Origin of the sequence: Pseudomonas sp. NPDC088444 (genome assembly GCF_044900175.1) — a bacterium.
GTDB lineage: Bacteria > Pseudomonadota > Gammaproteobacteria > Pseudomonadales > Pseudomonadaceae > Aquipseudomonas.
In genome coordinates this window covers 92,090-106,842 of the sequence record NZ_JBJDNK010000006.1, presented here as the reverse complement: position 1 = coordinate 106,842, position 14,753 = coordinate 92,090, and the positions used below count along the sequence as shown (strand labels likewise).

14 protein-coding genes are annotated in these 14,753 nt (G+C 55.8%); 6 read left to right on the top strand and 8 right to left on the bottom strand.

All coding sequences use genetic code 11. The features are described from left to right. Positions 1-145 precede the first annotated feature (145 nt). Together ACI2KB_RS13420 and ACI2KB_RS13415 are read left to right on the top strand one after the other, a co-directional pair. Positions 146-319 (top strand): DUF1427 family protein, encoded by a 174-nt coding sequence (locus ACI2KB_RS13420; protein WP_081564875.1) that lies wholly within the window; start codon positions 146-148, stop codon positions 317-319. Between the two features lie 37 nt (positions 320-356). Further along, positions 357-1,316 carry a zinc-binding alcohol dehydrogenase family protein gene (locus ACI2KB_RS13415; RefSeq protein WP_404635208.1) on the top strand — a complete coding sequence of 320 codons (960 nt, stop codon included), beginning with the start codon at positions 357-359 and terminating at the stop codon, positions 1,314-1,316. Between the two features lie 79 nt (positions 1,317-1,395). Here the strand turns inward: ACI2KB_RS13415 and ACI2KB_RS13410 are convergent, their stop codons facing one another. Then, positions 1,396-2,145, bottom strand: coding sequence for a substrate-binding periplasmic protein (locus tag ACI2KB_RS13410; protein ID WP_404635206.1), 750 nt, complete (start codon positions 2,143-2,145; stop codon positions 1,396-1,398). Between the two features lie 136 nt (positions 2,146-2,281). Continuing rightward, complete coding sequence (locus ACI2KB_RS13405) at positions 2,282-2,605, bottom strand: hypothetical protein (RefSeq protein WP_404635205.1); 324 nt, start codon at positions 2,603-2,605, stop codon at positions 2,282-2,284. Between the two features lie 230 nt (positions 2,606-2,835). On the opposite strand from ACI2KB_RS13405, the gene ACI2KB_RS13400 reads away from it, so the two are divergent. From ACI2KB_RS13400 to ACI2KB_RS13385, 4 genes are all read left to right on the top strand, one after another. After that, a complete protein-coding gene (locus ACI2KB_RS13400) occupies positions 2,836-3,744 on the top strand; it encodes a LysR family transcriptional regulator (protein WP_404635203.1) in 909 nt (302 codons plus the stop codon). A 108-nt stretch (positions 3,745-3,852) separates the two neighbouring features. Next, positions 3,853-5,046, top strand: coding sequence for a CaiB/BaiF CoA transferase family protein (locus ACI2KB_RS13395; protein WP_404635201.1), 1,194 nt, complete (start codon positions 3,853-3,855; stop codon positions 5,044-5,046). Next, entirely contained in the window at positions 5,043-5,981 is a 939-nt protein-coding gene (locus ACI2KB_RS13390; protein WP_404635199.1) for a hydroxymethylglutaryl-CoA lyase, read from the top strand. Before ACI2KB_RS13395 ends, ACI2KB_RS13390 begins: the two co-directional genes overlap by 4 nt. Positions 5,982-6,239: 258 nt before the next feature. Further along, the gene (locus ACI2KB_RS13385; RefSeq protein ID WP_404635197.1) at positions 6,240-7,574 is read left to right on the top strand and encodes an MFS transporter; all 1,335 of its coding nucleotides are present in this window, start codon (positions 6,240-6,242) and stop codon (positions 7,572-7,574) included. Positions 7,575-7,663: 89 nt separating this feature from the next. On the opposite strand, the gene ACI2KB_RS13380 is transcribed toward ACI2KB_RS13385, so the two are convergent. From ACI2KB_RS13380 to ACI2KB_RS13355, 6 genes are all read right to left on the bottom strand, one after another. Next, entirely contained in the window at positions 7,664-7,924 is a 261-nt protein-coding gene (locus ACI2KB_RS13380; RefSeq protein ID WP_404635195.1) for a DUF2790 domain-containing protein, read from the bottom strand. Between the two features lie 296 nt (positions 7,925-8,220). Beyond that, entirely contained in the window at positions 8,221-8,577 is a 357-nt protein-coding gene (locus tag ACI2KB_RS13375) for a DUF3597 family protein (protein WP_404635193.1), read from the bottom strand. Between the two features lie 416 nt (positions 8,578-8,993). Continuing rightward, the gene (locus ACI2KB_RS13370; protein WP_404635191.1) at positions 8,994-10,325 is read right to left on the bottom strand and encodes an SPFH domain-containing protein; all 1,332 of its coding nucleotides are present in this window, start codon (positions 10,323-10,325) and stop codon (positions 8,994-8,996) included. A gap of 146 nt (positions 10,326-10,471) precedes the next feature. Further along, positions 10,472-11,014 (bottom strand): hypothetical protein, encoded by a 543-nt coding sequence (locus ACI2KB_RS13365; protein WP_404635189.1) that lies wholly within the window; start codon positions 11,012-11,014, stop codon positions 10,472-10,474. A gap of 72 nt (positions 11,015-11,086) precedes the next feature. After that, on the bottom strand, positions 11,087-11,377 hold the full coding sequence (locus ACI2KB_RS13360; protein ID WP_404635188.1) for a DUF6124 family protein: 291 nt from the start codon (positions 11,375-11,377) through the stop codon (positions 11,087-11,089). A gap of 857 nt (positions 11,378-12,234) precedes the next feature. Further along, positions 12,235-14,751, bottom strand: coding sequence for a DEAD/DEAH box helicase (locus ACI2KB_RS13355; RefSeq protein ID WP_404635186.1), 2,517 nt, complete (start codon positions 14,749-14,751; stop codon positions 12,235-12,237). Between the last annotated feature and the right edge of the window lie 2 nt (positions 14,752-14,753).

Genomic DNA, 14,753 nt, shown 5'->3' with positions numbered 1-14,753 from the left:
TGTCTGAATCCATGTAATCGCGAGCAAGCTCACTCCTACAGGATTCGGAACAGCCTGTCCGAAATTCAGAAGCACTTGGCCGGTAGCGCTTTAGGCCGTTTCTTACACTCTGGTCATCGCTTGATACACAGCACCGGAGTTCGTCATGAGCTACATCATTTCCCTCGCAATCGGCATCGCTGTCGGCCTGCTTTATGGCGCCCTCGATTTCCGTTCGCCTGCACCGCCGTTGGTGGCCCTGGTTGGCCTGTTGGGCATGCAGGCGGGCGAGAAGCTCTGGCCCATGGGGCGTCAACTGGTCGCCAACCTGATCTCGTGACTCGAACGATTTCCGATTCTCTCTGGATGTGAACACCATGAAAGCACTGCAATTTTCCCGCACCGGCGACCTGGCTGCGCTGGAAGTCGTCGAACTGCCCACTCCCGTCCCCGCAGAAGGTGAGGTATTGGTGCAGATCAAGGCAGCGGGTCTGAACCCCAGCGACGTGAAGAACGTGCTGGGCCGTTTTCCCTACACCACATTGCCACGGGTTCCTGGTCGCGACTTCGCGGGTGTTGTGATCGAAGGTCCGGAATCGCTGATCGGCAAGGAAGTCTGGGGCACGGGCAACAAGATCGGTTTTTCGCGCAATGGCTCCCATGCCGGTTACATCACGCTGCCTGCCAAGGGCGTTGCACTTAAGCCGAGCTCGCTGAGTTTCGCTCAGGCGGCCAGTCTGGGTGTGCCGTACACCACGGCTTGGGACGCACTGGAGCGTAGCCTCGTTGATGCGAAAACCCGATTGTTGGTGATTGGCGCCAATGGCGCGGTCGGCAGTGCGGCGATTGCCCTGGCTAAAGTGCGTGGCGCTCAAGTGCTGGCGGCCGTGCGGCGCCCTGAACAGGTTGATGCGCTCAAGGAGCAGGGTTTCAACGCGATTCAACTGGGCAAGCCAGAAGAGCTGGCCGGTCAGGTGAGCGCCGTATTTGAAAGTGGGGCTGACGTCATTTTCGACACCACCGGTTTCTGGCTGCCTGCGTCTGTTCAGGCGCTGGCACCTTTCGGTCGCATTGCGATCATCGCTGCGCCGGTAGACGGCCACGTTCAGTTGCCTGCGTTGGCGCTGTACCGCAAAGGCGGCTCAGTGGTGGGGATTAACTCGTTGTTGTACGGCGTTGAAGAGTGTGCGCGGATGCTGGAGCAGTTCGGCCAGTTGTTCGACGAAGGGAAGCTGTCGCTGCCGACGGGGCTTGTCGAAACGCCTATCGAGGAAGGTTTGGGGCGTTATGCCGAGGTCAATCAGGGCAGCACGGACAAGGTGATTTTGATTCCCTGATCTGTAGCAGTCCGACTTGCCGACGGCAGCGACTGTTAAATCGCCACCGCAGGCGCCTACAAAACGGCCGCCGTTACGCTCACCAAACCGGCAAGCCCTTCATATACCCCGCCTCGATCCGCTCATTGGTGCCATTGGCTTCCAGCGTGTCGATGGCGGTTCTCAGCTTCTCGACCATCATTGGGTCGCAGTTCTTCGAGCACGCCAGGTACAAATTGGCGGTCATCAATACGCGGCTCATGACTAAAGGCCGGTCACTCACCTGTTTCCAGATGTAGCGCGTTTCCGGCACGCCGTTGAACCACGCATCGACCCGCCCTTTAAGCAGCATTTGCGCCGGGTTTTCACCGATCTTGAGCGGGTAGATTTGCGAGGCGGGAAAGCCCTCGTCCCGCAAGCGTGTCTCCTGAGCGCTGCCTATGCCGACAGCGATCAGCTTGAAAGTCTTTTTCGCCTCGTCGAAGCTATCGACGCGCTTGGTCAGGCTGAAGAAGCTACGGTCCATGGTCAGGATCGGTGCGATCCAGGTGAAGTTGTCTTCACGGCTCTGAGTGCGTGTCAGAGGCGCAATCAGCAGGTCGCGCCCGATGCTCACTTCCCGCTGTGCGCGGGGCCAGGGAGGGGACAGAAGGTTTGGCGAGTACCCGGCCATGGCGATGGCTTGCAGCGCGATGTCACCGACGATGCCGTGCTCATCGTTCTGACTGAGCATCGTCAGGGGAGGCGCTTCGGGAACGTACATATCAACCGACGGTGTAGCAGACGCAATTGACGGCCACACCAGAAACGCGCCGAACGCGTAGCAGGTAAAGCGGGACATCCATTTCATGGCAGCAGCGCTCAAGGTAAATACCGGGCCTGTAAAAGCAGACCTCTTGCCTGGCTCATGAATCAGTCTGGCAGCTGTTCATGATTCTGCTGGTCAAGGTACAGCATTCAGCGTCAATGCTGAAAAACATCCACTATCAGGTCTTGTTGTGCTCGTTGGTGTAGCGGCCGCTCAATTTCCAGCCATCGGCCTGTAATGTTTCGAGCCAGTCCTCGTAGGAGTCGTCGACATCGACGAGCAGGTTCATGAACTGATCCTCGATATAGCAGCGAAAGGTTTTTTCTTCGACGTTCCATTCCACATCGCGGATGCGCCAGGCGCTCTGATCGGGCAGGCGAATGTTCAGGCCTGGGAAAGGGACGAACGGCAGTTCGGCTTCAAACAGAAGCTTGGACCATTCAGAAGAGATCTCAGGAGTCTGGTGAGTCCAGACGTTTTTGATCAATCGGACTTTATGCACGGTGTGTCTTCTCTCGTGTTTCAGGTTACGGACCCCTGGCGCCTCAGTGGATACGGCGATGGCCCGTTGGACGTCGCTATACGTTACTAGAAGGCAGCAAGATCGGGGAGGGGCCTGCTCGATCAATGTGTGACTACAGAGCGTATACCCCTCAGACAGAAAGGAGGGCAAACGTTCATTCGCCGGTTTGCGTGTATTCTGGACCCCGCCCGGCCACTGAGAGCATCAGCATGCTGCACAAGAACCTCATCCGCCGCCTCGATCTGATCACCCTGAAGCTGTTCGTCGCGGTGTATGAGGAAGGCACGCTGACCCGCGCCGCAGCGCGCGAAGCCATTGCCACCTCGGCGGCGAGCAAGCGCCTGATGGAACTCGAAGAAGTGCTGGGCATTGGCCTGTTCGTGCGCAACGCCAAGGGTATGCTGCTCACGGCAGCGGGGGAAACATTGCTGCATCACGCCCGCCGCATGCTGTCCGATCTGGAAAAGATGGGCCTGGAACTGGATGAGCATCTGCAAGGCATGCGCGGCTATGTGCGCATGCTGGCGAACCTTTCGGCGATCATCCAGTTTCTGCCCGAAGACCTGCACGACTTCACCACCAGCCACACCTTGGTGAAGATCGATCTGGAAGAGCGGCCCAGCAATGGCGTGGTGCAAGGGCTGATCGATGGCGTGGCAGACATCGGCATCTGTTCGGAAGACACCGACGTTCAGGGGCTGCACAGCGTGCCTTATCGACGCGACGAACTGGTCGTGGTGATGCGCCCTGATCATCCACTGGCACAGCGGGAGCGAGTGGCGTTCGAAGAAACCCTTGGCAGTGACCACATCGGTCTGCACGCGGCCAGTTCGATCAACATGCGCACCCACACGGCGGCGCGTTCTCATGGCGTTCCTCTTCGGGTGCGGATTCACGTGCCCGGCTTCGACGCGATGTGCCGCATGGTACAGGCCAACATGGGCATCGGCGTGTTGCCGCGCAAAGCGTTCGAATTGCTGGGCACGCCCTTGGGCCTGACGGCAGTGGCGCTGAGCGATTCGTGGGCGCAACGCACGTTGATTCTGGTGGTGCGCGACAGGGCGGCTTTGTCGCCAGTCAGCCAACTGCTGTTCGAGCATCTTCAGCGGCACGTTTGAAAGCGTTCGCGTTTAGCGAACGCCTCTTGCCCACAAACGGTTGGATTTCCCGAACGCGGGTCCTCTAGTCTTGGCCTCAAATTCCAAGAAACACTTGAGGTATCCGCTATGACAGGCCCCCTGAACGGTGTGCGCGTGATTGAAATCGGCACACTGATCGCAGCGCCCTTTGCCGCCCGTCTGATGGGTGAATTCGGCGCTGAGGTGATCAAGATCGAATCCATGGGGCAGGGCGACCCACTTCGCAAATGGCGAAAGCTGCATGAAGGAACGTCGCTGTGGTGGTACCTGCAATCGCGCAACAAAAAATCCCTTTCGCTGAACCTCAAGTCCTCTGAAGGCATCGAGATCGTCAAACGTCTGGCCGAAAGCGCCGACGTGCTGATCGAAAACCTGCGCCCCGGCGCGCTGGAAAAGCTCGGCCTGGGCTGGGATGTCCTGCATGCCCTGAACCCCAAACTGACGCTGGTGCGTATTTCCGGCTACGGTCAATCCGGCCCTTATCGCGACCGACCGGGCTTTGGCGCCATCGGCGAGGCCATGGGCGGCATTCGTTACACCACAGGCTCGCCAGATTCAGCGCCTGCGCGCGTGGGCGTCAGCCTTGGCGATTCCCTCGCGTCGATGCACGCCGTGATGGGCGCTTTGATGTCGCTGCTGCGGGTGAAAACCGGGCAGGGCGATGGCCAGATCGTCGATGTATCGCTGGTCGAAAGCGTGTTCAACGTGATGGAAAGCCTGGTGCCCGAATACGACATGCTCGGTCATGTGCGTGAGCGCACTGGCGGCGCGTTGCCAGGCATCGCGCCCTCCAACACCTACCCGACGGCCGAAGGCGCGTTCGTGGTCATCGCCGGGAACAGCGACCCGATCTTCAAGCGGCTGATGCACACCATTGGCCGCCCGGACTTGGCCGAAGCGCCCGAGTTCGCGCAGAACGACGGTCGCGCCGCACAAAGTGACATGCTCGACGCCGCGATCAGTGCCTGGTCTTCCAGCCTGCCGATAGATGACGTGCTCAAGGCACTGGAGCAGGCCGAAGTGCCCGCAGGCCGCATCTATAACGTCGCTGACATCGTGGCAGACCCGCATTATCAGGCCCGGGAGATGATTCTGGACGCCCAATTGCCAGGCGGCGCGAACGTCAAAATGCCAGGCATCGTACCCAAGCTCTCCGAAACGCCGGGCTCGGTGAACTGGCAAGGGCCGGCGCTGGGCCAACACACCGACAGCGTGCTCGGCGACTTGGGCCTGACCGCTGCCGATATCGCGCAACTCAAGACCGATGGGGTGGTGCAATGATTACCGATTTTTCCGAGCGTCTGATCGTCCAGGAAGTTTCGCCCCGCGATGGCTTGCAGATCGAGCCGACTTGGGTCGAAACCGCTGACAAGATCAACCTGATCAACCAGCTTTCTCTCGCCGGTTTCAGCCGCATCGAGGCCGGTTCTTTTGTTTCGCCCAAAGCCATCCCGGCGCTGCGCGATGGCGATGAAGTGTTTCGTGGCATCGTGCGGCCCGCGGGTGTGGTCTATGTGGCGCTGATCCCCAACCTCAAGGGCGCCGAGCGTGCGATGGCGGCTGGCGCCGATGAGCTGAACCTGGTGATGTCCGCCAGCCAGACCCACAACCTCGCCAACATGCGCATGCGTTGCGAGCAGTCGCTCAGCGCGTTTGGCGACATCGTCTCGTTCACCGCTGGCAGCCGCGTGAGTCTCAACGGCTCCATCGCCACAACATTTGGCTGCCCGTTCGAAGGCAAGATCGACGAAGACCGCGTGCTGCAAATCGTCGATGCCTATCTGGAACTGGGCATGCAGGGCATTTCCCTCGCCGACACCACCGGCATGGCCAACCCGCGACAGGTGCATCGTCTGGTGCAGCGCGTATTGGAGCGTCTTCCGGCGTCGGCGCTGACCCTGCACTTCCACAACACCCGAGGTTTGGGGCTGGCCAACGTGTTGGCCGCCTACGAAGCCGGTGCCCGTCGTTTCGATGCCTCGCTGGGTGGATTGGGCGGCTGCCCGTTCGCGCCGGGCGCATCGGGAAACATCTGCACCGAAGACTTGGTGAACATGTGCGAAGAAATGGGTATCGAGACCGGTATCGATCTGCCGCATTTGCTGACGATGTCACGACGCTTGCCCGCACTGCTCGGCCACGAAATGCCGGGCCAGGTCGCCAAGGCGGGGCGTAACTGTGATTTGCATCCAGCACCCGAAAATCTCCCGACCTGAATCGAAAACACCTTGCCCCACGTTTCTGTGGCTCCCACAGATTCAGCGTCGATAACGAGATTCGAGTTCGGCGCGATCCCTGTGGGAGCCGCCTTGGTGGCGAAAGCTGTTGATCAGGCAACATAGAATCTCCCACATCAGCAGCGGCGTACTCATGGAGTTACACCCTTAAAACGAACGAACACGCCTCGCCGCGTGCTCGTCCAGACAACAAAAACAAAAGGGCTCCCCCCGGGAAGTCCCACTGGAGTGACCGCAATGACAATTTCTGTTCTGAACCCGAGCAGCAGCCTCGCCGAGGTTGTAAGCGCCGAAAAGGCCCTGATCCGCAAAGTCGCGTGGCGCCTGATGCCGCTGATCATGGTCTGCTACCTGTTCGCCTTCTTCGACCGCATCAACATCAGCTTCGCCAAATTCCAGTTGCAGACCGACTTGAGCCTGAGCGACACCGCTTATGGCCTGGGCGCGAGCCTGTTCGTCATCGGTTACGTGCTGTTCGAAGTGCCCAGCAACATCATGCTGTACAAGGTTGGCGCAAGGCGCTGGATCGCTCGCATCATGATTTCCTGGGGCATCGCGACGGCCTTGATGGTGTTCGTCAACGCCGACTGGCAGTTCTACGTCCTGCGTTTCATCATCGGCGCGATGGAAGCCGGTTTCGCACCGGGCGTGCTGTTTTACCTGACGCTGTGGTTTCCGCAGACCTACCGTGGTCGCATCACCTCAACCCTGTTCCTGGCCTCCGCTTTCGCCGGCCTGCTGGGTGCGCCCATCTCCGGTCTGGTGCTGGGCCAAATGGATGGTGTGATGCACATGCGCGGCTGGCACTGGCTGTTCTTGCTGGGCGGCGTGCCTTGCGTCCTGCTCGGGCTGGCGGTGCTGAAAATCCTCAAAGACCGCGTTGAAGACGCCCCGTGGCTGACCGACTCGGAGAAAACCTACCTCTCCAGCCGCATCGCCCAACACGAGCCGAACAAACACGGCTCGTTGCTGACGGCCCTGAAAATGCCCGGTTTCCTGATGCTCGGCCTGATCTACTTCCTGATTCAAGTCGCGTCCTACGGCCTCAATTTCTGGGCGCCACAACTGATTCGCAGCGCAGGCGTCGAAAGCCCGGTGGTCATCGGCCTGCTCACCGCCATCCCTTACATCTGCGGCGCGATCAGCATGGTCGTCATCGGTCGCCTGTCCGACGCCAGTGGTGAGCGACGCAAATTCGTCTGTGGCCTCGTCGTGCTCGGCGCCATTGGCTTCTTCAGCGCAGGCATTTTCGCCCAGCACACCAGCATGCTGATCCTCTCGCTGGCCATGCTCGGCGGTGGCATCGTCGCCTCCATCCCAGCCTTCTGGACCTTGCCACCCAAACTGCTGGCCGGTGCAGGCGCAGGTGCGGCGGGCGGCATCGCGCTGATCAACACTCTGGGTCAGTTCGGCGGCATCGTCAGCCCGATCATGGTCGGTAGCATCAAAGACATGACCGGCAGCACCACCCCTGCGCTGTACGTGATCGGCGTCACCAGCGTGATCGCGGCGGGACTGTTGCTGTGGGCGTTGCCGGAAAAATTACGCACGCTGGACAAGAGCGAGCACTGAGTTTCCTGCAAACGCCGCTTCCCTGATGAACCCACGCATTCATCAGGGAGGCAGTGTTTGCAGGATTTGGCGAACAGCGTGCATCGATATCAATTGTCCTGCGCGCAGTTCTGAGCAATGGTCCGGTAGTCCACCGCCTGCTTCTGGCCCATCGAATCCAGGTAGGTCAGGCGAGCATTGATCACACCGCAGGAAGCCGAACCTTCGTTCACCGACACCACCTTGGCAATGTCCAGATGATCGCCGTACATGTAGTTGTGCGCTTTGACCGCATCGGCCGCGTTGGCACCAACAGTAGCGAAGCTCAGAGCAGCAAACAGGGAAGCGAGTGTCAGATTTTTCCAGTTCATGAGGTGTCTCCTAGCGTTCAATGAGTGTTTGTTTCGAGAGGCTCTGTACCGTCTCGATGGGTCTCATTTAACGCCCCTCACGTATACCGGATGTGTCCCCGAACCTGCTTGAACGCAACGATGCGTATCAGCCTGGGCTGTAGATACACAGCGATACAAATCCCGGAGACCAAGGCTTGTTGGCAGCGACACTCTCGCCCAAAAAGCCATCGCATTTATGGGCGCTGCGCCAGAATGCAGGCGCAACGCCCAGGGTTTTCTATAGGTTCGTTGAGTTACACCTACGGCGCTTGGTCCTACTGAGAGGCCTTTCTTAGCACGGCTTCGTGCAACTTGATGTTTTGTTCTGCAGTGCCTTCGTAGCCCTCAAGCCCGACCTCCTTGGCCAACTCTTTGCGGTGCTCGAAGCTACTGTCGAGGCCCAACGCTTTGAGTAAATCCACGATGGAGTTTTGAGGCTTCAGTTCTGGATGAGCCTGAGCCAACGACGCGAGTTTGGCGCTGATTTGTTCAGCACTCGCGGGCGAAGGTGCATCGATGCCAGACGTCACATCCGCCACCGGTGGTGCGGAGGACGGCTCTGGTGACGATGAAGGGCTGGCATTGGCTGACCCAATCCCGAGTTTTTCAAGAATGCTGCTAAGAATGCCCATGGTAATTCCCTTTTTAAGTAGTCGTTCATTTCGGGGGTGATCGCCAAACGACGGTTTTCCCCTGTTGCGGCGACTGCCATTCGTCACAAAAGTCGCAGCGGGCGCCAGCAAGCATGAAACAAAGCCTTCCACTCCACATGAGTCAACGCGTGGAGTCGATGCAATGAGTAGGACGGTCGAAAAGGCTTCCATTACTGGAAATGGGATCGTCACTGCCAAGTGCGTTGGCGCGGGGCGATAAAACTGTGTCAGATCAGTCAACCAGCAGCGTAGCCGCTATTTACTTGAGCTGCGGTAGGTGGAATCGGTTCCGAACGATGAGCCAAGGGGATGGGTATCGGATGAGTGGTGGTGCTTTTGGTGATCCAACAGCTGAGGGCGGGAGAGCGTTTCAGCCCTACCGCCCCGTTCAACCGTTATTTAACGACCTTCAAATCAATCGCCAGATCCCGCGCCGCCTTGGTGGCCAACACGCTCATGAACTGATTCAACTCATCCTGACGCCCGGTGCCGCCGGATTGCGTTGCGCCCATGGTCACACTCGGGACAGGCGCATGCATAGCGGCCTGTGCCCACGCCTTGTTGATTTCGATCAGCGCATCGAGCTTGGATTGCAGCGCACCGTCCGCCTTGATCGTCGCTTCTCGCGCATGGGCTTCAGCGTCTGCCGTGATGGTCGTCGCTTGCGCCATGGTGGTGGCCTTGTCGCGCAACAGCTCCGCCGTCTGTTTCTCGATTTCTGCGCGGCTGCGTTCGCGCTCGGCGTTGATCACCGCAAGCTGCTTCTCTGTCTCGGCCTGAGTGGTGCGTTCGATCTGATCGCGTAGCGTTTCCTGCCGCTTGGCTTCGACTTCCTTCTCGCCGCGCGCGGTCACCAGGCGTTTTTCCTCTTCCTCTTTCAATCGGTTCTGCCGCGCTACCGCCAATTCCGCCAGCGCCTGCTGCACCTTGACCATACGCTGCTTGTACTGTGGGTTCGGGTCGGTGTTGGTGATTCGAGCCTCAACCACTTCCACGCCAAATTTGCGGAATTGCTGCTGCTTGCGAATCGGGATGTTCTTGCTGTCGACCACCTTTTCCGTGACGTACTGGCTGCCTGTGTTGCTGCCAAAATTGCCCTGCTCGGTCCCGGCCTGAAGAATCGCCGTCTGCTTGGGCAGATCGCCCCTCGGGCCTCGGATCTCGCGGCGCTTGATCAGATAGAGCCCTTCGTTGAGCTGGTTTTCGAACTCGGCCGCGAACTCACTTCGCGCGCCTGCGTAATAGTCGTCCGCCGTCATTAGCGACGCCGTGGCTTGCAGGGTTTCCTTGATCGCAGGCAGCAACGCAGTGCGGATGAAATTGTCAGGGTTGCGGTATTCCTGAGCGATGGTCAAAAAGGCAGGGCCGCTGGGTAGACGGAACCGGGCAGACGACTCGACTTTTGCATCGACATTGCCCAGAAACACAATCGGAAACGCCTCGATGGTCGCTCCCAGCGCATCGTTCTCCGGGTCCCGATCATCCTTGTCGATCACCAACACAGACTGCACGCTCACCGCTTTCTTCCAGGGCGTCGCGCGACCAAACCACTTGGTGGCATACCCCACGTCATCGACGATCTTCTCGTCACCGAATATCGTACGCACATGGGTCATGTACCCGGCTTCGTTGTAGAAAAAGACTTGGGTAAAGATCAGGGGAATGGCGATCAATGCTGCCACCGGTGGCAGCAGGTACTTCAGCAGATGCTTGTCGAGCTTCAGCATGTTCAATGTCCCTTGTGAACGAAGGGCGCATCTTTCCAGCCTCGACTTGGCGGGTCTGTCGGAAAAATCTGAGAGGATTGTGGGGCAAGACTGTTTGCAAAAATCGCAGCGAAAACCGGTCAGTTCTTTCACCAGAAACCAAAGCGCTAACGTGCGCCTTTGGGAATCAGAACCTTCTGACCCGTATCAGTGATGTCGTACAACGCCTGTGAGCACAACATCCCGGACCGATCGAACTCAACCAGATACGTCTTGTTGGCCTGCGCCACCCACTGATTCGTGAACGGCCCGCACGAGTAACTCCACTGACGCAAAGGGGTGCTTTCTGTCCAGCCGCCCGTACTTTCAACCTCAGTCGTTTCACCCGCTGGAACCAGTATCTCCCGCACCGGACGTGCAAAGCCAAATGCTCGCGTCAGACCTTTCGCCAGACCCCGAGTGAAGCCCGGGTATTGCTGCTCCTCGGCGTCGTTGTACACATTCCCCACCCGCTCCAGATCCCCCGGCTTACCCGCGTGGAAGGTGGCAATGGCATGCGTCGTCGCAACCCGGAACACTACCTTGGCGTGCTGATCATCTGCCTTCAGCACGACCGGGGCTTTCGGCGTCTTGGGGGGCGCAGGTGACTTATGCGCGCAGCCCACCAGAGAGAGTGCGCCAAGAACGACGACGAACAGGGGAATACGCATGGACGGTGGATGCTCATGAAGATCGCAAGGGTCAGTTACGTATCGGAAACGCGACGGGCTTCTTGAACACAATCAACGTCTTTGAACCGCCAACCCCGCCAGCGAAGCTTCCACCAACGCCTTCGCCGCTTCGATCTGATGCACGACCGACCGAGCCAATGGCCGACAGTCAGATGCCGTGTTGTTGGCGGACTCATAGGCCGTTGCGGCTGCGCAACTGAGGAATTCGGAGACAAGTACCAACGCATCATCGACCCGAATACCGGACTGGACGTTGAAGAGGCAGTGATTGCCGAAATTGACGCCGAACGGGATGGATTGGGTGACGGGGATTTCGGGTGGGTGGGGGGTGGATCTGATCATGGCTACATTCCTTGGTGAGTGAAGCCGACACGCTCCGCTGTCAAACGGAATGGGTGGCGGCTGTAGGCGGGTTGACAGACCAGTCACCAAAGAACCTGGCGCACACGAATGTGCCCCACATACAGCCGCCATAGAGGTCCATGTGAATCATCGATCCATAGGACGTGTAGCGATTGTTGCTTCTTAGTGAGTTCGGTCTGTCAAAACCGGCCGCTGAACTAGCGACGCGAGGAGGGTATGCCGTGATCCTAAGAGCCGCAACGCGCCGGGGAGCATAACGGCAAAAATCAGAAGCGTCCTACAGGATCTGGTTTGTTTTGTGGGGGGATGTGTCGGTTGTGTGGTCCCTCGGCGGCTAGGCATTTTTGCGCGCTTGTTCGCCACACCTGCTATCGAGGTCGTACCCATGGCATCCCGCTTCAGTGACAATCTCAACCCTCACACGAACGAAGAGCAGGAAAGGCCCGGTGGCATCTCGTCCGAACTCGGATGCCAGGGATTTATATCCGTCGTGGAGAGTAGAGAACCTCATCTCAAGTCTGGTTTGGTGGCAGTGAGGATGAGGAAACTCTTGATACCGTTCGCGAACGCTTGGTCGGTCCGCAACGGGTGAAAGTTTCTTTGGTTGATCTGTAGGTTCGAGTTCGTTGCGCGACTGCTCGTGGGGATGCACACGCTCGGGAGGGCTTTAGAAACCTGGTGGATTGAGGCGTGGGCACCAGGAGTCGAAAATAAGCTTAAGCCTATGGAATATAATGGTTTTTTAATTGTGGATGAGTGAGTCTATCCCCATTAGTGTCCTAATGAGGATGTTGCTCAGTGTTTTAGGTCGCTACGGTCCGAAGGAATAATTTTAATTATTTTCCTATAATGCTTTTAAACTCGTTTAGGCAGAGCTTCGGGAGGTCGATGGAGTTAATGTTTATTGTAGAGAGGATCTCCAAGTAGTCTTCTACATCTACGGCATCTGTGTATCCAATGATATTTTTTAAGCGAAGTGCTGTAAATCTCGAAAAGCCGACAGACATCAGGCCTAGCTCGACTTTGTTACAGGAGCCAAACTCTAAAAAAGTATGGTATGGGGCTTGCTGAGCGTCGTCTTTTGAAAATCCTCTTTCCAGCAAGGCTAACTCTAAGATGTCTTCATATGCGCTAAGGTACTTAACAAGCCTGAATCTGATTGCGCTTTCAATAACCTTCAGTGTTTGTCTGATTATTGATGAGGCACTTAGTTTATTATCGTCGTCCCTGCGAACAAAGTTCACACGATCTCTGAGTATTGACCCAATGGATTTGCCTGTAACCCAGTCGTGTGCGAGATTGCAAATGAGATTCCTATATTTTATAGAGTTTATAGGTGCATCCCATGAAAAATGATGGCAGACGAGATCAATAGCATTTGACATTCTTTCTTTTCCGCCAGTTTCGAACGGATGCAAAAGTGAAAGGTGGTCAATGCTCAATACTCCAGCTATATGATTGTATAGGCTTTGGAGGTGATCTGGACGCAACGATCGGTGGGATTCGAGTATTTCATAAGGGAGCGTGATCTCAAGTGATCTTATATGGGTTAAGTTGTCGCTGAAAGTATCTGCTGTATCTGAGGTGCTGTACTTGTTTGTTAGCTCTTCATCGTTAGATGTCATGCTCTCATGAAAAAGCTTGCTGAATCCAGCTTCAGCTAACTCTTTGTCTTTTTCGTCAGTCAGGGAGTGCTTTATAAGCCCCTGAAGAATCGTGCCGCCATCGTCCATTATTTTAGCCATGGATGATTTGATTTCTTGCAAAGTATCACCCTGATAAGACTCGTCGACCCAACTTTTAGGTCTGATGCACCAAATATTTCCGTGGAATTCTTGAAGAAGTCTCCCGGCTCTACCTGCCAGATTTAAGAAGTCGGATCGCAGCATCGGGTTTTTGCCGCTATATGGATTTTCAATTACAATATGCTTCGCAGGAAGATTTACACCTTGCAGCAAAGTACTGGTGCAGCATATGTATTTTATTTCTCCAGACCGAAATAGGTCTTCGATTCCAGTTCTTACAATGGAAGGGATATCCCCGTAGTGGAACGCTACGCCATGTTGGAGGCTGTTTATCAGTCCATGCTCTTCGTGGATTTCCCCTTTTATGAAGCTGATAAACTCTCTGATGTTGTTGCTTGGCTCGAACCTATTGTTGAGATGGGAAAGTTCGAGTGCTATCTTTTCGGCATCGCTGGGGTCGTTTGCAAATATTATCGTAGAATCATCGTTCTTTGTGATCGCATAGGCTAAGTTTGCCCTTTGCTTGAAGATACTATCTCTAAAGCGGAAGCTGAAGTTGCGCTCTCCAATTGTGATTTCAAATCTATCTGTAAGCAACGAAACGTTAACCATGTTTGGCTTTCTGTTAATCTCAGATACTAATAGAATATTTTGTGATACTGGTGATATCGTTTCTGTGAAGAACTGACCATTGTCATTGCGATTAAATAGATTCAGTAAGTAGCCAGGATTTTTTATGAGGGGGCTAGCAAACATAAGCGATGTTTTGGGGTGTTTAGATAGCGCGATTTCGATCGCGTTATGCAACACTATGCCTCGATTTCCCTTCTGAATCTCATGCGCCTCATCCACAATTAGTGTGGTGACTCGTTGTGTGTTGTTTTTTGGTTTTAGGAGAGTTAAAAGTCTTTCTGGCGTAAGTACATAAACAATACTTTTAAATTTGGATTCTGTTTCCAGCGGAAAGGGTGCTGTTCGAACTGTGGTGTTGTCTATGTTCTCGCGTTGAATTGTTTGCCGAATGCGGTTCGAAACTTCGCTTATCAAGGCTCGTGTTGGGACTATGTATACAACGGCTTTTTCTGTGCAGGATTTTAGTCGGCGCGCTAGTTCTATATTTAGGATGAATGACTTCCCCGCTGAAGTAGGTGCGGAGACACTTAAGGATGATTGTTTTTGTAAGGCCTCTAAAAGCTTGTATTGGAAGTCTGTTAAAAGTATTCCGTCGCTGGTGGAGTTCTCGGCTTCGCGAGCAACTCTCTCCAATGCTAGTGAAATGGGAATACTAGGTTGTTCATCATCTGCATAACGGTTACGAAGTAGTGTGCGCCCAGGGAAATTTCCTAGTCTGGAAAGTATTATGTCTGCGGCTGGGGCTATATCAATAACGGACTCTTTGCTAGACTCTAGGAGTCTGCTCATTATCTCGTAAGCTAAAATTAAATCTTTGGGATCTTCTGATAGGGAAAGCGCAGATGATATGCCAATGAGTTTTTTAATCTCATGCTCCGTAATCGTAGCCGGGCTATCTGGAATTGGCAGTAGAGACTCAATGTTCAGTTTGTAAAGCTTTTCTATTTGAGGTTGAAACTGTTCGGCTATATTCATAA